Origin of the sequence: Pseudomonas sp. GM50, from assembly GCF_000282375.1 — a bacterium.
Lineage (GTDB): Bacteria > Pseudomonadota > Gammaproteobacteria > Pseudomonadales > Pseudomonadaceae > Aquipseudomonas.
Genome location: NZ_AKJK01000041.1, coordinates 66,658 through 92,326, shown reverse-complemented (window position 1 = coordinate 92,326; position 25,669 = coordinate 66,658). Strand labels below are relative to the sequence as shown.

Annotated in this window: 25 protein-coding genes; 17 read left to right on the top strand and 8 right to left on the bottom strand. The window is 60.9% G+C overall.

Annotated elements, in window-relative coordinates; all coding sequences use genetic code 11:
- Positions 1 to 106: 106 nt before the first annotated feature.
- The 6 genes from PMI30_RS22370 to pilG all read right to left on the bottom strand — a co-directional run bounded on the left by PMI30_RS22370 (position 107) and on the right by pilG (position 10,065).
- Positions 107 to 562: a chemotaxis protein CheW gene (locus PMI30_RS22370; protein ID WP_008007448.1), complete on the bottom strand. Its 456-nt coding sequence runs from the start codon at positions 560 to 562 to the stop codon at positions 107 to 109.
- Positions 555 to 6,458 carry an Hpt domain-containing protein gene (locus PMI30_RS22375; RefSeq protein WP_008007446.1) on the bottom strand — a complete coding sequence of 1,968 codons (5,904 nt, stop codon included), beginning with the start codon at positions 6,456 to 6,458 and terminating at the stop codon, positions 555 to 557. Before PMI30_RS22375 ends, PMI30_RS22370 begins: the two co-directional genes overlap by 8 nt.
- A gap of 36 nt (positions 6,459 to 6,494) precedes the next feature.
- Complete coding sequence (locus PMI30_RS22380) at positions 6,495 to 8,552, bottom strand: methyl-accepting chemotaxis protein (protein ID WP_008007444.1); 2,058 nt, start codon at positions 8,550 to 8,552, stop codon at positions 6,495 to 6,497.
- Positions 8,553 to 8,675: 123 nt separating this feature from the next.
- On the bottom strand, positions 8,676 to 9,227 hold the full coding sequence (locus PMI30_RS22385) for a chemotaxis protein CheW (protein ID WP_008007442.1): 552 nt from the start codon (positions 9,225 to 9,227) through the stop codon (positions 8,676 to 8,678).
- A 10-nt stretch (positions 9,228 to 9,237) separates the two neighbouring features.
- Entirely contained in the window at positions 9,238 to 9,603 is a 366-nt protein-coding gene (pilH, locus tag PMI30_RS22390; protein ID WP_007897961.1) for a twitching motility response regulator PilH, read from the bottom strand.
- 57 nt (positions 9,604 to 9,660) lie between these two features.
- A complete protein-coding gene (gene pilG / locus PMI30_RS22395) occupies positions 9,661 to 10,065 on the bottom strand; it encodes a twitching motility response regulator PilG (protein WP_007939368.1) in 405 nt (134 codons plus the stop codon).
- Between the two features lie 233 nt (positions 10,066 to 10,298).
- Here pilG and gshB point away from each other — a divergent pair, with 233 nt between their 5' ends.
- The 7 genes from gshB to PMI30_RS22430 all read left to right on the top strand — a co-directional run bounded on the left by gshB (position 10,299) and on the right by PMI30_RS22430 (position 16,310).
- Positions 10,299 to 11,252, top strand: a complete 954-nt coding sequence (gene gshB, locus PMI30_RS22400) for a glutathione synthase (RefSeq protein ID WP_008007440.1) — start codon at positions 10,299 to 10,301, stop codon at positions 11,250 to 11,252.
- 65 nt (positions 11,253 to 11,317) lie between these two features.
- Positions 11,318 to 12,217 (top strand): energy transducer TonB, encoded by a 900-nt coding sequence (locus tag PMI30_RS22405; RefSeq protein WP_008007438.1) that lies wholly within the window; start codon positions 11,318 to 11,320, stop codon positions 12,215 to 12,217.
- 179 nt (positions 12,218 to 12,396) lie between these two features.
- On the top strand, positions 12,397 to 12,969 hold the full coding sequence (locus PMI30_RS22410; RefSeq protein ID WP_007897948.1) for a YqgE/AlgH family protein: 573 nt from the start codon (positions 12,397 to 12,399) through the stop codon (positions 12,967 to 12,969).
- On the top strand, positions 12,969 to 13,406 hold the full coding sequence (ruvX, locus tag PMI30_RS22415; RefSeq protein ID WP_008007435.1) for a Holliday junction resolvase RuvX: 438 nt from the start codon (positions 12,969 to 12,971) through the stop codon (positions 13,404 to 13,406). Before PMI30_RS22410 ends, ruvX begins: the two co-directional genes overlap by 1 nt.
- Before the next feature lie 99 nt (positions 13,407 to 13,505).
- The gene (gene pyrR / locus PMI30_RS22420; RefSeq protein WP_007897945.1) at positions 13,506 to 14,009 is read left to right on the top strand and encodes a bifunctional pyr operon transcriptional regulator/uracil phosphoribosyltransferase PyrR; all 504 of its coding nucleotides are present in this window, start codon (positions 13,506 to 13,508) and stop codon (positions 14,007 to 14,009) included.
- 28 nt (positions 14,010 to 14,037) lie between these two features.
- Entirely contained in the window at positions 14,038 to 15,042 is a 1,005-nt protein-coding gene (locus PMI30_RS22425; protein WP_007897943.1) for an aspartate carbamoyltransferase catalytic subunit, read from the top strand.
- Complete coding sequence (locus PMI30_RS22430) at positions 15,039 to 16,310, top strand: dihydroorotase (RefSeq protein ID WP_008007433.1); 1,272 nt, start codon at positions 15,039 to 15,041, stop codon at positions 16,308 to 16,310. Before PMI30_RS22425 ends, PMI30_RS22430 begins: the two co-directional genes overlap by 4 nt.
- 156 nt (positions 16,311 to 16,466) lie before the next feature.
- Here the strand turns inward: PMI30_RS22430 and PMI30_RS22435 are convergent, their stop codons facing one another.
- Positions 16,467 to 16,886, bottom strand: coding sequence for an NINE protein (locus PMI30_RS22435; RefSeq protein ID WP_008007431.1), 420 nt, complete (start codon positions 16,884 to 16,886; stop codon positions 16,467 to 16,469).
- Between the two features lie 250 nt (positions 16,887 to 17,136).
- On the opposite strand from PMI30_RS22435, the gene PMI30_RS22440 reads away from it, so the two are divergent.
- Positions 17,137 to 17,757, top strand: coding sequence for a C40 family peptidase (locus PMI30_RS22440; protein ID WP_008007429.1), 621 nt, complete (start codon positions 17,137 to 17,139; stop codon positions 17,755 to 17,757).
- A 157-nt stretch (positions 17,758 to 17,914) separates the two neighbouring features.
- Here the strand turns inward: PMI30_RS22440 and PMI30_RS22445 are convergent, their stop codons facing one another.
- Entirely contained in the window at positions 17,915 to 18,949 is a 1,035-nt protein-coding gene (locus PMI30_RS22445; protein WP_008007426.1) for a type IV pilus twitching motility protein PilT, read from the bottom strand.
- A 56-nt stretch (positions 18,950 to 19,005) separates the two neighbouring features.
- Between PMI30_RS22445 and PMI30_RS22450 the strand changes: the two genes are divergently transcribed.
- From PMI30_RS22450 to hemW, 9 genes are all read left to right on the top strand, one after another.
- Positions 19,006 to 19,692 carry a YggS family pyridoxal phosphate-dependent enzyme gene (locus PMI30_RS22450; RefSeq protein WP_008007424.1) on the top strand — a complete coding sequence of 229 codons (687 nt, stop codon included), beginning with the start codon at positions 19,006 to 19,008 and terminating at the stop codon, positions 19,690 to 19,692.
- A 36-nt stretch (positions 19,693 to 19,728) separates the two neighbouring features.
- Positions 19,729 to 20,547, top strand: a complete 819-nt coding sequence (gene proC / locus PMI30_RS22455) for a pyrroline-5-carboxylate reductase (RefSeq protein ID WP_008007422.1) — start codon at positions 19,729 to 19,731, stop codon at positions 20,545 to 20,547.
- A gap of 24 nt (positions 20,548 to 20,571) precedes the next feature.
- Positions 20,572 to 21,159, top strand: coding sequence for a YggT family protein (locus tag PMI30_RS22460; protein ID WP_008007417.1), 588 nt, complete (start codon positions 20,572 to 20,574; stop codon positions 21,157 to 21,159).
- On the top strand, positions 21,159 to 21,455 hold the full coding sequence (locus PMI30_RS22465; protein ID WP_008007416.1) for a DUF167 domain-containing protein: 297 nt from the start codon (positions 21,159 to 21,161) through the stop codon (positions 21,453 to 21,455). The genes PMI30_RS22460 and PMI30_RS22465 overlap by 1 nt, the downstream gene beginning before the upstream one ends.
- A gap of 183 nt (positions 21,456 to 21,638) precedes the next feature.
- On the top strand, positions 21,639 to 22,778 hold the full coding sequence (metX, locus tag PMI30_RS22470; protein ID WP_008007415.1) for a homoserine O-succinyltransferase MetX: 1,140 nt from the start codon (positions 21,639 to 21,641) through the stop codon (positions 22,776 to 22,778).
- A gap of 7 nt (positions 22,779 to 22,785) precedes the next feature.
- The gene (metW, locus tag PMI30_RS22475) at positions 22,786 to 23,406 is read left to right on the top strand and encodes a methionine biosynthesis protein MetW (protein ID WP_008007414.1); all 621 of its coding nucleotides are present in this window, start codon (positions 22,786 to 22,788) and stop codon (positions 23,404 to 23,406) included.
- A 26-nt stretch (positions 23,407 to 23,432) separates the two neighbouring features.
- A complete protein-coding gene (locus tag PMI30_RS22480; RefSeq protein WP_008007412.1) occupies positions 23,433 to 23,867 on the top strand; it encodes a DUF4426 domain-containing protein in 435 nt (144 codons plus the stop codon).
- Positions 23,864 to 24,460, top strand: coding sequence for an RdgB/HAM1 family non-canonical purine NTP pyrophosphatase (rdgB, locus tag PMI30_RS22485; protein ID WP_007897921.1), 597 nt, complete (start codon positions 23,864 to 23,866; stop codon positions 24,458 to 24,460). Before PMI30_RS22480 ends, rdgB begins: the two co-directional genes overlap by 4 nt.
- Positions 24,457 to 25,662: a radical SAM family heme chaperone HemW gene (hemW, locus tag PMI30_RS22490; protein WP_008007410.1), complete on the top strand. Its 1,206-nt coding sequence runs from the start codon at positions 24,457 to 24,459 to the stop codon at positions 25,660 to 25,662. Before rdgB ends, hemW begins: the two co-directional genes overlap by 4 nt.
- Positions 25,663 to 25,669: the final 7 nt, after the last annotated feature.

Here is a 25,669-nt window from a genome sequence, read left to right as displayed (position 1 = left end):
CTTTGGTAAGTTGGAGGCCGCCTTCGCGGGCAAGCCTCGCTCCTACACGGTTTTGTGCACGCCGCAGATCCAATGTAGGAGCGAGGCTAGCCCGCGAAGGGGCCAGTCAGACCAACCCAGCACTCACAAGCAATTCTTCCAGCGCCAACAAATCCGGCACCTTGGCCACTTGCTCCCCCACCTGCACCGCCGCCTGTTCCAGCGCACACAACGGCACATCCACATAGCTCAACTGACTGTCGAGTTTGTAAGACCGCGGAATCCCCTGCACCAGCAGCGCAATGAACTTCAGCTCAGGCCGCCCGCCAAGGGCATTGAGGATGACGATCCGCGCCCGCTCACCGATCACCACTTTGTTGCCACACGCCGATTCGAAACTTAGCAACGGAATCTGTCGTTCCCGCCACGTCACCCGTCCCAGGTACCACGGTGGTGTATCGAGATCGAAAGCGCCAGGTTGGTAATCGATGAGTTCGGCGACGGCGACGTTGGGCAGGATCAGGTTGCGGTCGGCCAGGGGCAGCAGCAGGCCAGTGAGGTTGCTGGAGCGGTGTTCATGCATGGGTTTTGCTCCACCGGGCGATGCTGTCGAGCAGCACCGATTCCTGGTATGGCTTGCCGAGGTAGTCGTTGACGCCGATGGCCATGGCGCGGTCGCGGTGTTTCTGGCCGGTACGGGAGGTGATCATGATGATCGGCAGATGCCGCAAGCGCTCGTCGGCGCGCACCTGGGTCGCCACTTCGAAGCCGTCCATGCGCGGCATTTCGATGTCCAGCAGCATCAGGTCGGGCATGTGTTCTTCGAGCAGCAACATCGCGTCGACACCGTCCTTGGCGATCAGCACGTTCATGCCGTGGCGTTCCAGCAAACGGCTGGTGACCTTGCGCACGGTGACCGAATCGTCGACCACCAGCACCAGCAATGGCCGTTGCGGCTCGGGCTCTACGTCTTGAGTCACAGGCCGCTTCGGCACCTGTGCTTGCATGGCGCGGATCGGCGCCAGCAAGTCGAGAATCAGTACCACCCGGCCATCACCGAGAATCGTCGCGCCGGACAAACCCTGCACCGCGGCGAACTGCGGGCCAAGGCTTTTGACCACGATTTCCCGGGTGCCGGCCATGGCATCCACCTGCACCGCGACATGCCGCTCGTTGCATTGCACCAGCAACACCGGCAACGGCAGGCTCTGGCCCAGCAGTTTCGGGCGGGTACTGGTTTTCAGCAGTTCACCGAGATAGCACAACTCGTAACGTTGCCCGGCGTATTCGTAGGTCGGCGGATCGAGCCGGTAATGCCCTTCGAGTTCGTTGGGCAATACACGCACGATGCCGTCGATGGTGTTCAGCGGGATCGCGTATTGATCCTCCCCGCACTGCACCATCAGCGCACGGTTGACCGACACGGTGAACGGCAGGCGAATCCGGAAATGCACGCCCTGCCCCGGCACAGAGTCGATGGTCATACTGCCGCCGAGCTGCCGGACTTCTTCGTGAACCACATCCATGCCGACGCCACGCCCGGATATCTGAGTGATTTTCTCGGCTGTGGAGAACCCCGGTTGCAGGATGAATTGCAGCACGTCGCGGTCGCTGATGTCGCTGTCCGGGTCAAGCAACCCGCGCTTGATCGCCTTGCGCCGCACGGCGTCCAAAGGCACGCCGGCACCGTCATCGCGGATGTCGAAAATGATGTCGCCACCCTCTCGGGACAAGTCGAGGGTGATCTTGCCTTGGGCCGGTTTACCCGCCGCGATACGCACCTCGGCAGATTCCAGCCCATGGTCGACGGCGTTGCGCAGCATGTGTTCCAGTGGCGCGGCCATGCGTTCGAGGACGTTGCGGTCCATCTCGCCTTCGGCGTTGCCGACGACGAAGTCCACGTCCTTGCCCAGTTCGCTGGAGACCTGACGAACGATGCGCTTCAAACGCGGCAGCATTCGCTCGAACGGCACCATGCGCGTACGCATCAGGCCTTCCTGCAATTCGGTGTTGATGCGGCCTTGTTGTTGCAGCAGGTTTTCCGCGTCGTGATTGCGCCGCTCGAGGGTTTCCTTGAGGTCGAGCAGGTCGGAGGCAGACTCGAACAGCGCTCGTGACAACTGTTGCAGCTGCGAGTGACGGTCCATCTCCAGCGGGTCGAACTCTTCGTAGCCCAGGCGTTCGGCTTCGACTTGCTGACGGCTGAGAATCCGCCCCTGGGTTTCGGTATCGAGGCGGCGCAATTGGTCGCGCATGCGCTCGATGGTGGTTTCCATCTCGCTCAGCGCCACCCGTGCGTCGTTGACCTGTTGTTCGATGCGGCCACGGAAGATTGAAGTTTCCCCGGCCAGATTGACCAGGTCGTCGAGCAATTCCGCCGAGACCTTGACCGTGTCGGTGCCTTCCGGTTGCAGCGCGGTTGGCTCGGCTTTAGGCACTACGGGCAGCGTCACGGGTGCCGATGTCTCGGGCACCGCCGGATGGCTGAAATTCTTGATCGCATCGATCAGCCGATCGGCCGGCGGCAACGGCTGACCGGCGCGGGTGGCGTCGAGCATCTGCGCCAGTCGGTCATGGCTGCGTTGCAACAGCGAGAACAGCTCGGCGGTGGGTTGCAGCACGCCCGCCGACAAGCCTTCGTAGAGAAATTCCAGTTCATGGGCCAGGTCGCCAATCGGTGCAATCTCCACCATTCGCGCGCCGCCCTTGAGGGTGTGCAAGTCGCGCAGCAGGGTTTCCATTTCCTGGCGATTCGACGGCTCGGCCTGCCAGCGCAACAGTGCCGCGCCGGAGTTTTCAATGATGTCGAAACCTTCCTCGAGGAAGATTTCCAGAAGCTCGGGATCATGGCCCGCCGAGTCATGGCTGACCGCTGGTTCGATCACCTCGGCGCTGCCGGCATTGCCCTGGCGAAACTCACGAATGGCCGCGATCAACTCGCCCGGATCACCCAATGGACGGTTGTGCTGCAACTGATCAAGGAACGCGGCCAGTCGGTCATGGCTCTGTTGCAGCAATTGCGCCAGCGCTTCGCTGTGGCTGTAACGGCGGTCCACCAGGCCTTCGTAAAGGCTTTCCAGTTCATGGGCCAGATCACCGACCGGTTCGACCTCGGCCATCCGCGCACCGCCCTTGAGGGTGTGCAAATCGCGCTGCAAGGACAACAGCGGCGCGGCGTTGTCCGGGTCACTCAGCCAGCGCTGCAAGGCCTGGCCAGCGCTCTCGAGGATATCCACCGCCTCTTCAAGGAAGATCGAAACGATTTCGTCGTCCAGCTCAACCTGGGTCGCGGTCTGTTCCAGCTCTGTCGTGGCACTGCCCAGTTCGCGGATGCTCAGGGTACGGCTGCCGTCACTGCGAATCAGGCCCATGGCGGATGGATCGAGACTCTCATCGAGCAAGTCGCGCAAGGCTTGCACCCGCTGCGGTTGCGCAGTGACTTCCTGGCCGGCGGCCAGTTCGTCGAGCATGTTGATCAGCGCTTCATGGGCACTTTGTGCCTCGTGGAAAAACCTGTCACTGACCGCCAGGCTGCTTTCTTCCACAGCGCCATAGAGGTCGAGCAATGCTTCGCAGAGTTCATCCACCGGATGCAGATCGGCCAGGTGCGCGCCTTCGCCCAGGGTGGTCAGTTCGTCCAGTAGCGCGCTGAGTTCCTGTCGCTCGCCGGGATGCTGCTGCCAGCGCTGCAACAGGCTTTCGGCGTCCAGCAGGATGTCCATGCCCTGGGCAAGAAAGTTGTTGATCAGTTGCGGATCGCGCTTGATGCGCAGCTTCGTATTGGGCGCGCTCAACAGGCTTTGCAGACGCTCGGCCAGCACTGCGTGGGTTCGCTCGATCAATGAGCGGGCGTCGGGGATTTCAGCCAGCGGGTCGCTCTTGAGTTGTCGCAGCCCAAGGCGGAACAGTCCTTCGGCTTCCAGCAGCAATTCAACTTCGTCCAGGTCGAGGGCAATCCGGTGCGCCTTGTACTCCCGGGCCAGTTGATCCAGCGACGCCGCCAGCTCGGCAATCGGCAGCACGCCGGCCATCGAGGCGCTGCCCTTCAGGGTGTGCAATGCCCGCTGCAACTCGTCGCTGGCCTGAAGCGGTACGTGCTCGGCGGCTTGGTCGAGGAAGCGGTTGAGGCTGCTCAAATGGGTTTCGGCTTCGTTGCGGAAGATCTCCAGCAACAGTGGATCGAGCGCCGCGACATCCTGCACGTCCTCATCGGACACCGGCTTATTACCCTTGGCGAGGGCATGGGCGCGGGCGGCCAATTGATCGACATCGTTGCGTTGGCGCTGGGCATTGGCGGCGAACTCGGCCACCAGTTCCGGCAACAGCTTCAGCGCATCACCCACCAGTTGTTGCACCGCAGGCGAAGGTGCAACGCTGTGTTCAAGCACGCGATTGAGCAGGTTTTCCACCGCCCAGGCCAACTCACCCAGCACCAGCGCACGGACCATCCGGCCACTGCCTTTGAGGGTGTGGAAGGCGCGACGTAATTCACTCAAGACCGATGTGCTGTCGGGACTGGCCGACCAGCGCGGCAGATACTCCTCGAGGACTTCCAGCACCTCGTCAGTCTCTTCGAGGAAGACGTCCCGCAGTTCATCGTCCACCGGTTCTTCACCGGCGGGCGGCGGCAACAGGCTGCCCGGCGTGGTCAGAGCTGGCGGGTTGACGGACGACACCGGGCTAGCCAGCACATCGGCCAGAGACTGAACGGTTTCGGGGTCGTCCAATTCCTGCATGTCCTGCATGACCAGGGCTTCACTGGGGCTGAGCACATCCTTGAGCATCGGCACCTTTTGTTCGCTGGGGAAGAAGCCGAGTGAGGCCAGGCCCTTTTCCGCGACATCGAGCAGGTGTTCCCCCGGTGCTTCGGGGTCGTCGCTGAGGCGCTCCAGGTAATACTCGATGCTGGTGATGACGTCGGCCAGGCTGTCCAGTTGCTGCCAGCCGGGCTGGCCCGGGTCCACCAGCAGATGTTCGCGGATGAAGCCGTTGCAGGTCTCGACCAGGCTCGCCGCGCGGGCCAACGGAATCATCGCCAACGCACCGCGCACCTGGGTCAGCAACGCCGGCAAGGGTTGCAAATGCTGGCGGTCCCAGTCGGCGTCGATGTAGTCGACGATCATGTCCTTGGCCTGTTGCAGGCAAATGCGCGCTTCCTTGATCACGATCTGATGGATCTGCGTCAGGTCGGTGGTCGGCAGACGGCTATCTTCCTGGCTTTCCGGCTCCACGGTACCGACCATGCCGGCCAGGGTCGCTTCGACGTAAAGCAAGGCCCCGGCGACGTCCATGAGGGTCGCGTCGTTGGGTTCACGCTGGCCCTGAGCGAGACTCAGCACCACTGCCAGTTGATCGATGATGACCTTGCGCGGCTGGCCGAAACCGAGCACCGCCAAGGTGTCGGCGATTTGCCGCAGGGGCGCCAGCAGGCTTTCGAGGTCCGAGGTGTGCTGACGGTCGCTGCGCACGAACAAGTCCAGACGCTCCTTGACCCGCACCAGCTCTTCGCACAGCGCCGCCAATACCGAACGCATGGCGTCGCGGTCAGGGCCGGCCAGCCTTGCCCGTTCTTCATCGACCATCGCGCCGTCGGGTAGCGCATCGTCAAGTGAGTAGCGATCTTTCATGGTCAGCATCTGCCCGGTGGGGTGTTCGGCCTTGGCAATATAGAACAACAAACTCTTGAGCAGCTCCGGCGGTGCCGGTTGATTGATTGCGGACATGCCTTGTTCGAGCAGACGCTTGAGCTCTTTATCGGCATCCTTGAACAGACTGCGCAACGCCGGGCTGTTGGCAATCGAGCCATTACGCATGCCTTCGACCAGTGCCGAAGCGATTTGCCATAACGGGCTCAGCGGCGCGTTGTCGCACAGCGCTTCGAGGCGCGTAAAAACCCTGCCCAGATAACCGAAGTGGGTTTCGTCATCCTGCTCGCGCAACAAGCCGACCAGGGCCATCTGCAACATCTGCCGCAATTTGCGCAGCACGTTCGGCAAGTCGGACGGTTCCAGCAGCGCCAGGGCCTCTGGGCCCAGAGGTAGCAGCTCCGGCAGCTGCGGGCTGAACAGGCTGGTTTCCGATAACAGGCTTTCACCACGGGCGCTGCGCAGGTCGTTGAGCAGCGGCAACACCACCAGCGGTAAGTCACGACGGGCGCCTTGCACCCGGTCGAGGTAAGTCGGCAATTGCCCCAGGGCTTGCAGTAACAGATGGATCGCCTCGTCGCGATGGCTGACGCGGTTCTGCTGCAAGGCGCTGGTCAACTGCTCGATCTCTTCGGCGAGCAGGGCCGCGCCGTAGAACTCGACCATCTGCAAGCTACCGTGAACCTGATGGACACAGGCCAGACACTCACTCAGGGCGTGCGTCGCCTGTGGATCGTCGATCAGGGTTTCGATCGCCTGATGAGCCTGTTTCAGCGTTTCGGCAATCTCGCCTTTGACCCACTCGAGGGCCACATAGTCGTGCCGATCACCCATAACTACTCCAATCAAATGCATACGCCCTGAGGCGGTTCAAGCTTTGTCCGCAGCCTGCGCTTTAGCGGCCGGCAAGGTGAAACCGGACACCGAACGCCGCAGCTGGCTGGCCATTTTCGCCAGGTTGCCAATGCTCTCGGCGGTGGCGGTGGAGCCGGACGAGGTCTGCGTGGTGATCTGCTGGATCACGTTCATCGTCAGGGAAATCTGGCCGGCCGACGAAGTCTGTTGCTGCGCGGCGTTGGAAATACTCTGGATCAATGCCGCGAGGGTCTTCGATACGCCTTCGATTTCTTCCAGGGCCACCCCGGCATCCTGCGCCAGACGCGCGCCGCGCACCACTTCGGTGGTGGTCTGTTCCATGGAAATCACCGCTTCGTTGGTGTCGGCCTGAATCGCCCGCACCAGCGTTTCGATCTGCCGGGTCGCCGCGGATGAACGTTCGGCCAGACGCTGTACTTCGTCGGCCACCACCGCAAAACCGCGCCCGGCGTCACCGGCCATGGACGCCTGAATCGCCGCGTTGAGGGCGAGGATGTTGGTCTGATCGGCAATGTCATCGATCAGGCTGACAATGTCGCCAATTTCCTGAGAAGACTCACCCAGCCGCTTGATGCGCTTGGCGGTGTCCTGAATCTGCTCGCGAATATTGTCCATGCCATGAATGGTGTTGTGCACCACTTCGTTGCCCTTGTTAGCGATCTCCACCGAGCGTTCGGCCACCGCTGAGGATTCGGCGGCGTTGGCCGAGACCTGATCGATGGACTGAGCCATATCGTTGATCGCCGTGGAGGCTTCGGAAATCTGCTGCGCCTGATGCTCCGAGGCTTGGGCCAGGTGCATGGCGGTGGCCTGGGTTTCCTGCACGGCGGCGGCGACCTGGCCGGCAGTGAGGTTGATGGTCGCCACCAGATCGCGCAGTTGGTCGACGGAATAGTTGATCGAGTCGGCGATGGTGCCGGTGAAGTCTTCGGTCACCGAGGCGGTCACGGTCAGGTCGCCGTCGGCAAGGTCTTCGATTTCGTCCAGCAAACGCATGATCGCGTTCTGGTTACGCTCGTTCTTCTCAGCGGTTTCACGCAGCTGACGGTTGGTTTCACGCACCATCACCAGGCCGATGAGGATGATCGACATCAGCGCCAGCAAGCCCAGCACATAGCCGCCGATGGTATCGGTGTTGCGCCCGCCGGCGAGGTTTTCGAAACGGCTGGCCAGGTGCGAGGCTTCATCGAGCAGGGTTTGCGACAGGGTAAAGATGTTGGTGGCCGATTCGCGGACCTTGAACAGCTCCGGCGAGGTTTCGAGGATTTCGTCCACCGAACCCGATACGAATTCGAACAGTTCGGAAATCTCGGTCAACCGGGCGCGTGCATCACGGTCTTCGACCTGGCTGATTTTCAGCGCCGCATTGCCCTGAAGCATGCCGTTGAGCACCAGGCCGAAACGCGCCGCGTCGCGACCGAAAGCGTCGGCCGCCTGCTGCGAATTTTCATCGCCGGACAACACGGTATTCACCGCACCAAGAATCCGCTCGGCCAGCAGCGACTGACGCTGGGCCATCGCCACTTGGGTGGCCGGGGCGCCACGCTGCAGGAGGGTTTCGACGACCTTCTCATACTCGACCTGCAACTGCGGCACGGTTTCGGCCAGCGTTGCGGCGACTTGATGCAAAGACAACACGGTCTGCTCGCTGGAGAGGATGGCGTCGGTGTTTTTCAGCAGACGCTCCCAATCCAGCTGCACAGCGCGCATTTCCGGGCGCACGGTGGACGGTGCCGGCGGCAGGCCGGTGGAAGGATCGCCTTTCTTCAGATAGCCCCAACGCTGGGCGAAGTCGTTGCGCGCATCGCTGAGCAACTTGAACGCCGCGGCCTTGCCGGCGGCGGCTTCGGTGGCGTTCTTGGCGATGCGTTGGGACAGCACGCGCAGCTCACCGGCGTGGCCGATGTACTGTTTGTCGTAATTCGCCTGGGTGTTGAGGTACGCGAAGTTGGCGAACAGCAGCATGATGAAGACGATCAGCGCGATGAACAGCACGATGATCTGCGACCGACTGCGCGACCCTTCTGGCTTGCCTGTTTTAGCTTTTATCATCGGTCCTCGCCTGTCCTGCTCAATTCACTCAATGCCCTTGTAGGAGCGAGGCTTGCCCGCGAAGCAGGCGCTGCGGTCCCGCAGGAACACCGCGTTATCGTTCTTCGCGGGCAAGCCTCGCTCCTACAGGATTGCGGCGTCGCCCCGAGCTACGTTCATGAAGCTCTGTGATTGCGCCAACGCAAACGGGCTGAACACCTGCCAACTCTGCTCACGCTGAAACCGGCCTTTGATGAACGGTGCAATCGGGCCGCTCAAGGTATCTACCGGTTCCAGGCTGTCCTGGGCAAAGTGCTGCAAGCCGAACACTTCATCGACCAGCAACCCGGCAAACACCTCGTTGTGCTCCACCACCAAAACCCGCCGCTGCTTACGCAGATTCGACAGTTCATGACCGATAAAGCCACTCAAATCCATGATCGGCAGCAATCGCCCGCGCAGGTTGGCCACGCCCTTGACCCAGGGTTTGACCCCCGGCAATTGTGTAACGCGCGGTTCGTGCAGGACTTCGCTGACTTCGCCCATGGGCGCGACGTACCAATGCTCGCCCAAGCGAAAGCCGATGCCGCTCCAGCTGTCCTGTCGGGTCGGTTGGGACGGCAAGTCCGCCGCCAGCAGACGACAGCGTTGGTCAATCTGCAGCAGCAGTTCGAAAGCCGTCAGCGACTCGGTCATGACCGGACGATCAACCGGCCAGCACGTTGTTCAGGGTCTTGATCAGGGTGTCTTCGTCGACCGGTTTGGTCAGGTAGTCCTTGGCGCCCTGGCGCGTGCCCCAGACTTTGTCGGTTTCCTGATCCTTGGTGGTAATGATGATCACCGGAATGTGCCCGGTTTCCGGGTCTTTGGTCAGCTGACGGGTCGCCTGGAAACCGTTGAGGCCGGGCATGACGATGTCCATCAGCACCGCGTCGGGTTTTTCCTGACGGGCCAGGGCCACGCCGTCGGCGCCGTTTTCGGCTTTCAACACTTCATGACCGTGCTTTTCGAGCATGCCGGTCAGTTTGTACATTTCAGTCGGCGAATCATCGACGATCAGAATACGTGCCATGGTCTTCCCCATTCTTGTCGACACCGGGCCCCATGGCCGAGCGTCACTGTGCGTGTCCTACTGCGGCGAAACGGCGGCGAAGCCCGGTACATGGGCCTGGATCGCGTTCAGCAGTTCTTCCTTGCTGAAAGGCTTGGTCAAAAACTGGTCGGAACCGACGATCCGGCCTTTGGCCTTGTCGAACAACCCGTCCCTGGACGACAGCATAATCACTGGCGTGGACTTGAACGCACTGTTGTTCTTGATTAAAGCGCAGGTCTGATAACCATCCAGACGCGGCATCATGATGTCGACAAAGATGATGCCGGGGTGATTGTCGGCAATCTTGGCCAGGGCATCGAAACCATCGATTGCGGTGATGACTTCACAGCCCACGTTTTTCAACAGCGTTTCGGCGGTGCGACGAATCGTTTTCGAATCATCGATCACCATGACCTTCAAGGCGCTGGAATGCTGTTCCATAGTGGCTCTACCGTCGCCTTTGTGAATCAATTTGTCCGTTTGCCGCTCACCGTTGGCTCGAAACCCTTGATACTTAAGGGCCAACACGGCATGGCAGCCTTTTTAGCACAGTCTCCCCATCCAATCTATCGGGCGACCCTGGCGGTGGTTTTTCCTTGACCGGGAACCCACTCAGCGCCACTCTGACGCCACTTTTTCACAACACTTTCCACCCCAATTTCGAGGAAAACCCCATGAGCGTTCGCGTCGGGATTGTCATGGATCCTATCGCCAGCATCTCCTATAAAAAGGATAGCTCGCTGGCCATGCTGCTGGCCGCGCAAAAGCGTGGCTGGGAACTGTTCTATATGGAACAGCGCGATTTGTATCAGGCTGAAGGCGAAGCGCGCGCGCGGATGCGTCCGCTGAAGGTGTTCGCCAACCCGGAAAAATGGTTTGAGCTGGGTGCCGAAAGCGATGCGCTGCTAAGCGATCTGGACGTGATCCTGATGCGCAAGGATCCGCCGTTCGACATGGAGTTCGTCTACTCCACGTATTTGCTGGAACAAGCGGAAAATGCTGGCGTACTGGTGGTCAACAAGCCGCAAAGCCTGCGTGACTGCAACGAAAAGCTGTTCGCCACGCTGTTCCCGCAGTGCACACCGCCGACCATCGTCAGCCGTCGCCCGGACGTGTTGCGTGAATTCGCCGACCATCACGGTGACGTGATCCTCAAGCCGCTGGACGGCATGGGCGGCTCGTCGATCTTCCGTCACACCGCTGGCCACCCGAACCTGTCGGTGATCCTCGAAACCCTGACCTTGCATGGTCGGCAGCAGATCATGATCCAGGGTTACCTGCCGGCGATCGTTGATGGCGACAAACGCATCCTGATGATCGACGGCGAGCCGGTAGATTACTGCCTTGCCCGGATTCCGGCCGCAGGCGAAACCCGTGGCAACCTCGCCGCCGGTGGCCGTGGCGAAGCCCGACCGCTGACCGAGAAAGATCGCTGGATCGCCGCGCAAGTCGGCCCGACCCTGCGTGAGAAAGGCCTGCTGTTCGTCGGCCTCGACGTGATCGGTGAACATCTGACCGAAATCAACGTCACCAGCCCGACCTGCATTCGCGAGATCGACAACGCGTTCGGCACCGACATTGGTGGCCTTCTGATGGATGCCATCGATCAGAAGCTCAAGGCTCGTTGATAGAGACAACCAACATTGCGTTATCATCCCCGGCCTGTAAAAAACGCGATGTTGGTTTTCTTGTTATGACACTCCCGTCCGATCTGCCCGCTGAACTCGCCCATCACGGCGTGCGCCCGGCCGATCGCCTCGGTTTTACCCTGTTTCTGGCGGCGTTGATTCACTTGGCCTTGTTGTTGGGCGTCGGGTTCACCATGGTCGAACCCCAGCAAATCAGCAAAACCCTGGAAATCACCCTCGCCACGTTCAAAAGTGAAAAGAAGCCTGCGAAAGCAGACTTTCTTGCCCAGGAAAACCAGGAAGGCAGCGGCACCCTGGATAAAAAGGCGATTCCCAAGACCACCGAGGTCGCGCCATTCCAGGACAACAAGGTGCAACAAGTCACCCCACCGCCGGCGGCCAAGCCTCAAGTGCAGGAAGCCGCGCCCAAAGCGTCTGTGACCACCGTCGCGCCGAAGCCGAAAAAAGCCGCAACCAAGACTGAAGAACCCAAGCCCCAAGCCAAACCCCAAGTGGCGGCACCGACGTTCGACAGCTCGCAGTTGTCCAGCGACATCGCCAGCCTGGAAGCCGAGCTGGCCAACGAACAACAGCTGTACGCCAAGCGCCCGCGCATCCACCGCTTGAGCGCCGCATCGACCATGCGCGACAAGGGTGCCTGGTACAAGGATGAATGGCGCAAGAAGGTCGAGCGCATCGGCAACCTCAACTACCCCGACGAGGCACGACGCAAACAGATTTACGGCAATTTGCGACTGATGGTCTCGATCAACCGCGACGGCTCGCTGTATGAAGTGCTGGTGCTGGAGTCTTCCGGCCAGCCGCTGCTGGACCAGGCGGCGCAGCGCATCGTGCGGCTCGCGGCACCGTTTGCACCGTTTACCGGGGATCTGTCAGATATCGACCGACTGGAAATTATTCGGACGTGGAAGTTTGCGCGTGGGGACAGACTCTCCAGTAACTGACCATCGCAAATCCCTTGTGGGAGCGAGCCTGCTCGCGATGGCGGTCTGTCTGACACTTTAATTTTGACTGTGCCGCCGTCATCGCGAGCAGGCTCGCTCCCACATTTGATCGGTGTCGACTGCCAAATTGCGGCATCCTCGGCTTGTCAGTTCGCCCCTCCAACGCCACACTAGCGCTCATGAAGAACGTCAGCCCCAGCTACCTCAAGCATCACTTCCTGATCGCCATGCCTCACATGGCCGACCCGAACTTTGCGCACACCTTGACCTACATCGTCGAGCACACGGCCAATGGTGCCATGGGGCTGGTGGTCAACCGCCCGCAGGACCTGAACCTGGCCGATATCCTCGAGCAATTGCGCCCCGATATCGAACCGCCAGTGCTCTGCCAGCACGTGCCGATCTTTATGGGTGGCCCGGTGCAAACCGATCGCGGTTTTGTCCTGCACCCATCGGGCAAATCTTTTCAGGCGACCGTTGATCTGGAAGGCGAGCTGTCCCTGTCGACCTCCCAGGACGTGCTGTTCGCCATCGCCGATGGCGTCGGCCCCGCGAAAAGCCTGATCACCCTCGGCTACGCCGGTTGGGAAGCCGGGCAATTGGAAGCCGAACTGGCCGACAACGCCTGGCTGACCTGCCCGTTCGATGCCGACATCCTGTTCAACACCAGCAGCGAATTACGTCTTGAAGCGGCGGCCAAACACCTGGGCGTCAATCTCAGCCTGCTCACCAGCCAGGCGGGGCACGCCTGATGGCCCTGCGGTTGATTTTGGGTTTCGACTACGGCACCAAACAGATCGGCGTTGCGGTCGGTCAGGTGATTACCGGTCAGGCCCGCGAGCTGTGCACCTTGAAGGCGCAAAACGGCATTCCTGACTGGAATCAGGTCGAAGCCCTGATCAAAGAGTGGAAACCCGACGCCGTGGTGGTCGGCCTGCCGCTGAACATGGACGGCACGCCGAGCGACATGTGCCTGCGGGCCGAGAAGTTCGCCCGCCGCCTGAACGGCCGCTACAACCTGCCCTTTTATACTCACGACGAGCGCCTGACCACCTTCGAGGCCAAGGGCGAACGCCTGGTCCGGGGCGGCCAGAAAGGCAGTTACCGCGACAACCCGGTCGATGCCATCGCCGCCGCCCTGCTGCTGCAAGGCTGGCTCGACGAAAACAGCGCGCTGTTCGAATCCTGACCGCACCTAATTCTGAAGAGTCGCTGCGGCGTCTCCCTTAGCTACAACCCGAGCCACCACTCAAGCGGCATCCGGCTCGGGACAAAGAAGGAGCAAACCATGAGCCTGCCCAATCCCGCCGAACTGATCAGCCAGATGGCGATCCGTCTCAAGGCTTATCTGGAAAACCGTGGCATCAGTGAACCGCGCTATATCGGCATTCGGACCGGTGGCGTCTGGGTCGCTCAGGCATTGCTCGATGAACTGGGCAGCGATTCGCCCCTGGGCACCCTGGACGTTTCGTTCTACCGCGACGACTTCAGCCAGAACGGCCTGCACCCACAAGTACGCCCATCGGCGCTGCCGTTCGAGATCGAAGGCCAGCACCTGGTGCTGATCGATGACGTGCTGATGAGCGGTCGGACCATTCGCGCCGCGATGAACGAACTCTTCGACTATGGCCGTCCGGCCAGTGTGACGCTGGTATGCCTGCTGGACCTGGACGCCGGTGAGCTGCCGATCCGCCCGAACGTGGTTGGCGCGACACTGTCGCTGGCGGCCCACGAACGAGTGAAACTGTCCGGCCCGGAACTCAAGCTCGAACTTCAAGACCTCGCCCTTTAATTTCGCCCTATTGAGAGTCCCCCTCGCGATGACGCCTCTAGAAACCAAGCGCCCGCTGCAGCTCAATGATCAGGGCCAGCTGCGCCACTTCCTCTCGCTCGACGGTTTGCGCCGCGAGCTGCTGACGGAAATCCTCGACACCGCTGACTCGTTCCTCGAGGTTGGCGCCCGGGCGGTGAAGAAAGTCCCGCTGCTGCGCGGCAAGACCGTGTGCAACGTGTTCTTCGAGAACTCCACCCGCACCCGCACCACCTTCGAACTGGCGGCCCAACGGCTGTCGGCCGACGTGATCACCCTGAACGTGTCGACGTCGTCGGCGAGCAAGGGCGAAACCCTGCTCGACACCCTGCGCAACCTGGAAGCCATGGCCGCCGACATGTTCGTCGTGCGTCACGGTGATTCCGGCGCGGCGCACTTCATCGCCGAGCATGTCTGCCCGCAAGTGGCGATCATCAACGGTGGCGACGGCCGTCACGCCCACCCGACCCAGGGCATGCTCGACATGCTCACTATCCGTCGGCACAAGGGCGGCTTCGAAAACCTTTCGGTGGCCATCGTCGGCGACATCCTGCACTCGCGGGTAGCGCGCTCGAACATGCTGGCCCTGAAAACCCTTGGCTGCCCGGACATCCGCGTGATCGCGCCGAAAACCCTGCTGCCGATCGGCATCGAGCAATACGGCGTGAAGGTCTACACCGACATGACCGAAGGCCTGAAAGACGTCGACGTGGTGATCATGCTGCGCCTGCAGCGTGAACGCATGACCGGCGGCCTGCTGCCGAGCGAAGGCGAGTTCTACCGTCTGTTCGGCCTGACCACCGCGCGCCTGGCCGGGGCCAAACCGGATTGCATCGTCATGCACCCGGGGCCGATCAATCGTGGGGTGGAAATTGAGTCAGCGGTGGCCGACGGCCCGCACTCGGTGATCCTCAACCAGGTAACCTACGGCATCGCGATTCGTATGGCCGTGCTGTCCATGGCCATGAGCGGGCAAACAGCCCAGCGCCAATTCGAGCAGGAGAACGCCCAGTGAAGCTCAGCATTCTCGGCGCACGCGTTATCGATCCGGCCAGCGGCCTGGATCAAGTGACTGATATCCACGTTGAAGCCTGCAAGATCGTCGCCCTTGGCGCCGCTCCGGCGGGTTTCGTTGCAGTAGACACCATCGACGCCAAAGGTCTGGTGGCCGCCCCCGGCCTGGTTGACCTGAACGTTGCCCTGCGCGAGCCGGGCTACAGCCGCAAAGGCTCGATCGCCAGCGAAACCCGCGCAGCGGCTGCCGGTGGCGTGACCAGCCTGTGCTGCCCACCGAAAACCAAACCGGTGTTGGACACCTCGGCCGTGGCCGAACTGATCCTCGACCGTGCCCGCGAAGCCGGCAACACCAAAGTCTTCCCGATCGGCGCCCTGAGCAAAGGCCTGGATGGCGAACAGCTGGCCGAACTCGTTGCGCTGCGCGATGCCGGTTGCGTGGCCTTCGGCAACGGTCTGGAGAGCTTCCGCAACACCCGCACCCTGTGCCGGGCGCTGGAATACGCGGCGACGTTCGACCTGACGGTGATTTTCAACTCGCAGGACCATGATCTGGCCGAAGGTGGCTTGGCTCACGAAGGCCCGACTGCGAGTTTCCTCGGTTTGCCGGGCATTCCGGAAACCGCTGAAACCGTAGCCCTGGCCCGCGATCTGCTGCTGGTCGAGCAAAGCGGCGTGCGTGCGCACTTCAGCCAGCTCACCAGCGCCCGCGGCGTGGCGCTGATCGCCCAAGCCCAGGCCCGTGGCCTGAAGGTCACGGCGGACGTGGCGTTGTATCAGCTGATCCTCACCGACGAAGCGCTGATCGACTTCAGCAGCCTCTATCACGTCCAGCCGCCACTGCGCACCCGCGCCGACCGCGACGGCCTGCGGGCAGCGGTGAAGTCGGGGGTGGTCTCGGCCATCTCCAGCCATCACCAGCCCCATGAGCGCGATGCCAAACTGGCACCGTTCGGTGCCACCGAGCCGGGCATCAGCAGTGTTGAACTGCTGCTGCCGCTGGCGATGACATTGGTGGAAGACGGTTTGCTGGATCTGCCAACGCTGCTCGCACGCTTGGGCGCAGGCCCTGCCGAAGCATTGCGTCTGCCGGCGGGCAAGCTGGCGGTAGGTGGGCCGGCAGATATCGTGCTGTTCGACCCCGCGGCCTCGACCGTGGCCGGTGAAACCTGGCTGTCGAAGGGCGAAAACTGCCCGTTCATTGGCCACAGCCTGCCGGGCGTGGTGCGTTACACCCTGGTGGATGGGCGGATCAGCCACCAGGCTTAACACCTGTGGCGAGGGGGCTTGCCCCCGTTGGGCTGCGAAGCGGCCCCATTATTGGCAACCGGATTCCTTCAGACAGAACTCCATTGCTGATTTGCGACTGCTACGCAGCCGAACGGGGCGGTGCGGCGTTCCGACAAGCCCCCTCGCCACAATTAATCAGCGGTTCTGCGCGTTGCGAATAGACACCTGGTCATTCAACGTCCAGAAGTCATACAACACCCCCAGAAAGAACACCCCACCCGTCACCAGGTACAGCAACCCGCTGATCCACTTCCCCTGATACATCCGGTGCACACCGAACACCCCCAGAAACGTCAGCAGAATCCACGCAACGTTGTATTCGATGGGGCCAGCGGTAAAGCGCAGGTCCGCTTCACGATCCATGGCCGGAATCAGAAACACGTCGATCAGCCAGCCGATACCCAGCAAACCGAAGGTGAAAAACCAGATTGTCCCGGTCACCGGCTTGCCGTAATAGAAGCGGTGAGCCCCGGTAAAACCGAAAATCCACAACAGGTAACCAATCACTTTGCTGTGTGTGTCTTGCTCTGAAACGGGGTGTTGATAGGTGTTCATGGATGACCTCGACTCACACGATAGAGAAATATTCTTGAATTCTTTGTGACTTTTTTACAGGCGGCCGACATACGGCAAATGCTAACTTCATTCCTGCCAAAGCCTTGTAATACCTGACTTTTGTCCGACAACTGCGTCAATTTTGCCGCTTTTTTAGTTCCGTGGCCCGCCGCCTGAATCGACCAACGGCCTCGGAAGGGCCAAAAAAGCTGTTATAAAGTTGCGCGTTCACCCATATGAGCCCTGCCTAATGCGTCCATTTTTCAAGACATGGCTAACCATTTGCCTATTATTGCCCCTGGCCGCCCACGCCACCAATCGTGAGCAACGTCTTCCTAACGTTAATGGTTACACCCCAAAATCCCATGTTTCTGCTCCTTCGAGCAAAAACAAACAGACCGTAAAACGCTCCAGCCAACTGAGCAGCGTAAACAGCAAGCTGGTCCCGCCGATGGCGACCAAGGAAAGCAGCAACGTGCTGAGCCGCGCGGTAAACGTACTCGGTACGCCTTATCGTTGGGGTGGCAGCAGCCCAAGTAAAGGGTTCGATTGCAGCGGTCTGGTGAAATACGCGTTCAACGATGCCACGTTTGACCTGCCACGCACATCCAACGCCATGGCCAGCGGTCATGGCGAGAAGGTCGATCGCAACGATCTGAAGCCAGGCGACCTGATTTTCTTCAACATCAAGAGCCGTCGGGTCAATCATGTTGCCATATACCTGGGCAACGACCGCTTCATCCACGCACCACGCCGTGGCAAGTCGGTGACCATCGACACCCTGAAGAAACCGTACTGGGAAAGCCACTACGTGGTTGCCAAGCGGGTTCTGCCGAAAGAACAGAACGAATTGCGGGTTGTTCAGCGCTGATTTGATTGTGGCGAGGGGGCTTGCCCCCGTTGGGCTGCGAAGCGGCCCCAATACCCGCTACCAAGTTTTATCAGAAAGACCGCATTGCCCGAGCTTGCGACTGCTTCGCAGTCGAACGGGGGCAAGCCCCCTCGCCACAGGTCCCGCGCTGCTCTCCTCAAAAATTATCTGGCGAGCGCGCCTTCTCCCGCGCATGCTCGCGACTGATCACGCCCTTGGCCACCAACTCCTTCAGGCACATATCCAGCGTCTGCATCCCCAGCGACCCTCCGGTCTGAATCGACGAGTACATCTGCGCCACCTTGTCTTCGCGGATCAGGTTACGGATCGCCGAAGTGCCGAGCATGATTTCGTGGGCGGCAATTCGCCCGCCGCCGATTTTCTTGATCAATGTCTGCGACACCACCGCCAGCAATGACTCGGAGAGCATTGAACGCACCATCGATTTCTCGTCGCCCGGAAACACATCCACCACCCGGTCGATGGTTTTCGCCGCCGACGTGGTGTGCAGCGTGCCGAATACCAGGTGACCCGTTTCGGCGGCAGTCAACGCCAGCCGAATAGTCTCCAGATCACGCATTTCCCCTACCAGAATCACGTCCGGGTCTTCGCGCAGGGCCGAGCGCAACGCCGTGGCGAAACTGCGGGTATCACGATGGACTTCGCGCTGATTGATCAGGCATTTGCGCGATTCATGGACGAATTCGATCGGGTCTTCGATGGTGAGGATGTGGTGATGGCGATGGTTGTTCAGGTAATCGATCATCGCCGCCAACGTGGTGGACTTGCCGGAACCGGTCGGGCCGGTCACCAGCACCAGGCCCCGGGGCGCTTCGGTAATCTTGCGAAACACTTCCCCCATCTCCAGGTCATCCATGCTCAGGACCTTGGAAGGGATGGTCCGGAATACCGCGCCCGCACCACGATTCTGGTTGAAGGCATTGACCCGAAAACGCGCCACGCCGGGCACTTCGAAGGAAAAGTCGGTTTCAAGATGCTTCTCGAAGTCCACCCGCTGGAGGTCGTTCATGATGTCGTAGATCAGGTCATGCACTTCCTTATGGTCCAGGGCCGGCAGGTTGATGCGTCGCACATCGCCGTCGACACGGATCATTGGCGGCAGGCCAGCGGACAGGTGCAGGTCGGACGCTCCCTGTTTGGCGCTGAAAGCCAGCAGTTCAGTGATATCCATAGCGCTCCTCAATTCCAGTAGAATGCCGCGAACCTTCAGACCGCTGGCGCCTCTTGATGTCCACGATAGCAGACAACATTGCTCAGGTTAGTTCACGCATCCAGGCAGCAGCCAAAGCTGCCCACCGCGATGAGAACAGCATCCAGCTGCTGGCCGTGAGCAAGACCAAACCCGCCGAAGCCCTGCGTGAAGCGTATGCCGCCGGCCTGCGCGATTTTGGCGAAAACTACTTGCAGGAAGCGCTGAGCAAACAGCTCGAATTGGCCGACCTGCCCTTGATCTGGCACTTCATCGGCCCCATTCAATCGAACAAGACTCGTGCTATCGCCGAGCATTTCGACTGGGTGCATTCCGTGGATCGCTTGAAAATCGCACAACGCCTGTCCGAACAACGCCCTGCCGATTTGCCTCCATTGAACATCTGCATTCAGGTCAACGTCAGTGGTGAAGCCAGCAAGTCCGGCTGCACCCCGGCCGACCTGCCCGCACTGGCCAACGCCATTAGTGTTTTGCCGCGCCTGAAATTGCGCGGGTTGATGGCGATTCCCGAGCCGACTGAAGATCGCGCCGCCCAGGATGCCGCTTTTGCTGCCGTGCAGAGCCTGCAAGCCAGCCTGAACCTGCCGCTCGACACACTTTCCATGGGCATGAGCCACGACCTTGAGTCGGCCATCGCCCAGGGCGCCACTTGGGTCCGTATCGGTACGGCCCTGTTTGGTGCCCGCGACTACGGCCAGTCTTGAAACAATGGCTGACACCTCTCTTTATAAGGACCTGACATGAGCAAGACTCGTATTGCCTTTATCGGAGCCGGCAACATGGCCGCCAGCCTGATCGGCGGCCTGCGCGCCAAAGGTCTGGACGCCGCGCAGATCCGCGCCAGTGATCCGGGTGAAGAAACCCGTGCCCGCGTAAGCGCCGAACACGGCATCGAAATGTTCGCCGACAACGCCGAAGCCATCCAGGGCGTGGACGTGATCGTGCTGGCAGTCAAACCCCAGGCGATGAAAGTCGTTTGCGAAGCCCTGCGCCCAAGCCTTGCGCCGAATCAACTGGTGGTTTCGATTGCGGCCGGCATCACCTGCGCCAGCATGAACAACTGGCTTGGCGCCCAGCCTATCGTGCGCTGCATGCCCAACACCCCGGCGCTGCTGCGTCAGGGCGTGAGCGGGTTGTTTGCCACGAACGAAGTGAATGCTGAACAGCGCCAGCAAGCTGAAGAGCTGTTGTCGGCCGTCGGCATTGCCCTGTGGCTGAACGAAGAGCAGCAACTGGACGCGGTCACCGCCGTTTCCGGCTCCGGCCCGGCGTACTTCTTCCTGCTGATCGAAGCCATGACCGCTGCCGGTGTGAAGCTTGGCCTGCCTGCGGACATCGCCGCCCAACTGACGGTGCAAACCGCGCTGGGCGCCGCGCACATGGCGGTTGCCAGCGATGTCGACGCAGCAGAATTGCGTCGTCGCGTGACGTCGCCTGCGGGCACCACCGAAGCTGCAATCAAGTCGTTCCAGGCCGGCGGCTTCGAAGCGCTGGTCGAAAAAGCCCTCGGCGCCGCTGCGCACCGCTCGGCTGAGATGGCTGAGCAACTTGGCCGCTAATCAGCTCTTACAAAGGAATCAATGATGCTTGGACTCAATGACGCTGCCATTTTCATAATTAAAACCCTGGGCAGCTTGTACCTGCTGATCGTGCTCATGCGCTTCATCCTGCAACTGGTGCGGGCGAACTTCTACAACCCGCTCTGCCAGTTCGCCGTGAAAGCCACTCAACCGCTGCTCAAGCCGCTGCGCCGGGTCATCCCGAGCATGTTCGGGCTGGACATGTCATCACTGGTACTGGCGCTGATCATTCAGATGCTGCTGATTGGGGTGATCCTGCTGCTCAAAGGCTTCATGGTCGACTGGCTGTTCCTGGTGCCGTGGGCGCTGATCGCGCTCTTCTCGCTGTTTTTGAATATTATTTTCTGGGCGATGATCATCAGCGTGATTCTGTCCTGGGTCGCCCCGGGGAGCCATAACCCGGGTGCAGAGCTGGTTGCTCAGATCACTGAACCGGTACTCGCCCCGTTCCGTCGGATCATTCCGAACCTGGGCGGCCTCGATATCTCGCCGATCTTCGCGTTCATCGTGATCCAGTTACTGCAAAGCTGGCTGATCCCGCGCCTTGCGAACTTCGCCCTCATGCCGATGGGGCTGCTCGGCCTGAGCTGATGAGCTACTTTCGCTGGGACGGTGATGACCTGATTCTGGAATGTCACCTGCAACCTGCGGCCCGCAGCGATGATTTCTGCGGGTTGCATGGCGATCGCCTGAAGATCCGCCTGACCGCACCGCCGGTTGAAGGCAAGGCCAATGCGTATTTGATGGCGTTTCTGGCCAAGGCATTCGGGGTTTCCAAGAGTCAGGTGAGTTTGATCAGCGGGGAGCTGAACCGGCAGAAGCGGGTGCGGATCTGTTCGCCGAAGAAGCTGCCGGATTTGCCGGATCTGCTTCGCCCGGCGGGCTAACCGTGTCATCGTTCATCGCGGGCAAGCCACGCTCCCACAGGGGTACGCATTCCAATGTGGGAGCGTGGCTTGCCCGCGATGGTCACGCCTCGGTCTCACAGGAAAAAATCAGGCCCGGCCTTTGCTTGCCGCTAGCCACAGCGGTCTTTAGACTTACGCCTCATTTCAATGAGAGCAGGGTCGATGCCAGCTGCCTTCCCCCCCGATTCTGTTGGTCTGGTGACGCCGCAACTGGCGCACTTCAGTGAACCCCTGGCCTTGGCCTGCGGACGCTCGCTGCCCGCTTATGACCTGATCTACGAAACCTACGGCGCGCTGAACGCCACGGCGAGCAACGCCGTGCTGATCTGCCACGCCTTGTCCGGTCACCATCACGCCGCCGGTTTCCACAGCCCCGACGACCGCAAACCCGGTTGGTGGGACAGCTGCATCGGCCCCGGCAAGCCGATCGACACCAACAAGTTCTTCGTGGTCAGCCTCAACAACCTCGGCGGTTGCAACGGCTCCACCGGCCCCAGCAGCGTCAATCCGGAAACCGGTAAGCCATTCGGCGCCGATTTCCCGGTACTGACCGTGGAAGACTGGGTCCACAGCCAGGCACGCCTCGCCGACCTGCTCGGCATCCGCCAATGGGCGGCGGTAATCGGCGGCAGCCTCGGCGGCATGCAGGCCTTGCAGTGGACCATCACTTACCCGGACCGCGTGCGGCACTGCCTGGCCATCGCCTCGGCCCCGAAGCTGTCGGCGCAGAACATCGCGTTCAACGAAGTCGCACGCCAGGCGATCCTCACCGACCCTGAGTTCCACGGCGGCTCGTTCCAGGAAGCGGGCGTGATCCCCAAACGCGGGCTGATGCTGGCGCGGATGGTCGGACACATCACGTACCTGTCCGACGACTCCATGGGCGAGAAATTCGGTCGCGGCCTGAAGAGCGAAAAGCTCAACTACGACTTCCACAGCGTCGAGTTTCAGGTCGAAAGCTACCTGCGCTATCAGGGCGAAGAGTTTTCCGGACGTTTCGACGCCAACACCTACCTGCTGATGACCAAGGCACTGGACTACTTCGACCCGGCGGCAAACTTCGACGATGACCTGGCGAAAACCTTCGCCAATGCCCAGGCCAGGTTCTGCGTGATGTCCTTCACCACCGATTGGCGCTTCTCCCCTGCCCGCTCGCGGGAACTGGTGGACGCGCTGATGGCGGCCAGGAAAGACGTCTGCTACCTGGAGATCGATGCTCCGCAAGGCCACGACGCCTTCCTGATTCCGATCCCGCGTTACTTGCAGGCCTTCAGCAATTACATGAACCGTATAGCGCTTTGAGGAAGACATGAGAGCCGATCTGGAAATCATCCAGGAATGGATCCCCGCCGGCAGCCGCGTGCTCGACCTCGGTTGCGGTGACGGCGAGTTGCTGACCTGGCTGCGCGACCACAAACAGGTCACCGGCTATGGCCTGGAAAACGACCCGGACAACATTGCCGAGTGCGTGGCCAAGGGCATCAACGTCATCGAGCAAGATCTGGACAAGGGTCTGGGCAACTTCGCCAGTAACAGCTTCGACATCGTGGTCATGACCCAGGCCCTGCAAGCCGTGCACTACCCGGACAAGATCCTCGACGAAATGCTGCGGGTCGGTCGCCAGTGCATCATCACCTTCCCCAACTTCGGTCACTGGCGCTGCCGCTGGTACCTGGCGAGCAAGGGCCGGATGCCGGTTTCGGATTTTCTGCCGTACACCTGGTACAACACGCCGAACATCCACTTCTGCACTTTCGAAGACTTTGAAGCGCTGTGTCGCGAACGTGAAGCCAAGGTCATTGATCGGCTTGCCGTGGATCAACAGCATCGGCACGGGTGGGCCAGTAAGCTATGGCCTAATCTGTTAGGTGAAATCGGTATTTACCGAGTCAGCAGCCCCGGGCTGCAGGACCACAAGGTCGCGGTCTGAATCACGACATTTCGAGGAGAACGATCATGGGTCGTCTAGCGCTGTTTTTACTTACTGCCTGCCTGAGCGTCACCGCCATGGCCGCCGATGTCATCAAGGGCGAGCGCAAGGAAACCTTTGGCGACGTGACGGTGCATTACAACACCTTCAACTCCACTTTCCTGACGCCGGAGATCGCCAAGGCGGCCGAGCTGACCCGCAGCAAGAATCAGGGCGTGATCAATGTCTCGGTGATCAAGGACGGCAAACCGCTGGTCTCCAACGTCAGCGGCACGGTCAAAGACCTGACCAGCCAAAGCATCCCGTTGAAGTTCAAACAGATCACTGAAACAGGCGCGGTGTACTACATCGCCCAGTTCCCGGTGGATCAGCAGGAAATCCGCACCTTTGACATCAAGGTGCAGACTGGCGACAAAACCAACACCATCAGTTTCCAACAAGAGCTTTTCCCCGGCCAATGATGAATTTCACCCAACTCGTACTGGCCAGCCACAACGCCGGCAAACTCAAGGAACTCCAGGCCATGCTCGGCGAATCAGTGCACTTGCGCTCGATCGGCGAGTTCAGCAGCGTCGAGCCTGAAGAAACCGGCCTGTCGTTCGTCGAGAACGCCATTCTCAAGGCCCGCAATGCCTCGCGCATTTCCGGGCTGCCAGCCTTGGCCGACGATTCGGGGCTGGCGGTGGATTTCCTCGGCGGTGCGCCGGGCATTTATTCGGCCCGTTACGCCGACGGTAAAGGCGATGCGGCGAACAACGCCAAACTGCTCGACGTCTTGAAAGACGTGCCGCAAGCCGAGCGCGGCGCGCAATTCGTCTGTGTGCTGGCGCTGGTGCGTCATGCCGACGATCCGTTGCCGATTCTCTGCGAAGGCCTGTGGCATGGGCGCATCCTGACCCAGGCCAGCGGCGAACACGGTTTTGGCTACGACCCGCTGTTCTGGGTCCCGGAGCGTGAATGCTCCAGCGCCGAGCTTAAGCCCAGCGACAAGAACCAGATCAGTCACCGCGCCCGTGCAATGGATCTGCTGCGCCAGCGTCTGGGCCTGAAATGATCCATGACTCCTCCGCGTCGCCGCTGATCTTCGGCGGCGCCGCCCAATCGCCTCGAGCGGCCCTGCCCGTGCTGCCGCCCCTGGCGCTGTACATCCACATCCCGTGGTGTGTACGCAAATGCCCTTATTGCGACTTCAACTCCCACACCGCCAGCCCGGTGTTGCCGGAAGAAGAGTATGTGGATGCCTTGCTGGCCGACCTCGATCAAGACCTGCATGCAGTCTATGGCCGCGAGCTGAGCTCGATCTTCTTCGGTGGCGGTACGCCGAGTCTGTTCAGTGCCGAGGCCCTGGGTCGCCTGCTCAAGGGCGTCGAGCAACGAATTCCGTTTGCCAGCGACATCGAAATCACCCTGGAAGCCAACCCCGGAACCTTCGAGCAGGAGAAATTCCGTGCCTACCGGGCGCTGGGCATCAATCGCCTGTCGATCGGCATCCAGAGCTTTCAGGAAGAGAAACTCAAGGCCCTGGGGCGGATTCACAACGGTGATGAAGCCGTGCGTGCCGCCGGCATGGCCCGTCAGGCCGGCTTCGACAACTTCAATCTGGACCTGATGCATGGTTTGCCCGATCAGTCCCTGGACGACGCCCTGAACGACCTGCGCCAGGCCATTGCCCTGAAGCCGACGCACCTGTCCTGGTATCAGCTGACGCTGGAACCGAACACGGTGTTCTGGAACCAGCCGCCAACGCTGCCGGAAGACGACACCCTGTGGGACATTCAAGAGGCCGGTCAGGCGCTGTTGGCCGAACACGGTTACGCACAATACGAAGTCTCGGCCTATGCCCTGCCCGGTCGTCCGGCTCGGCATAACCTCAATTACTGGAGTTTCGGCGACTTCATCGGCATCGGTGCCGGGGCTCACGGCAAGCTCAGCCATCCGGACGGGCGCATCGTCCGTACCTGGAAGACCCGTCTGCCAAAGGACTATCTCAACCCGGCCAAAAGCTTCCAGGCCGGCGAGAAAGCCCTGACCAACGAAGAGCTGCCGTTCGAGTTCCTGATGAACGCCTTGCGCCTGACCGAGGGCGTCGAAGCGCGGTTGTACCCAGAGCGCACCGGGCTGCCCCTGGAAAGCCTCGCCGAAGCTCGCCGCGAGGCCGAACAAAGTGGCTTGTTGCAGGTCGAACCGTCACGTCTGGCGGCCACGATGCGCGGACAACTCTTTCTCAATGACTTGCTGCAAAAATTTCTGACATAAGGAAATC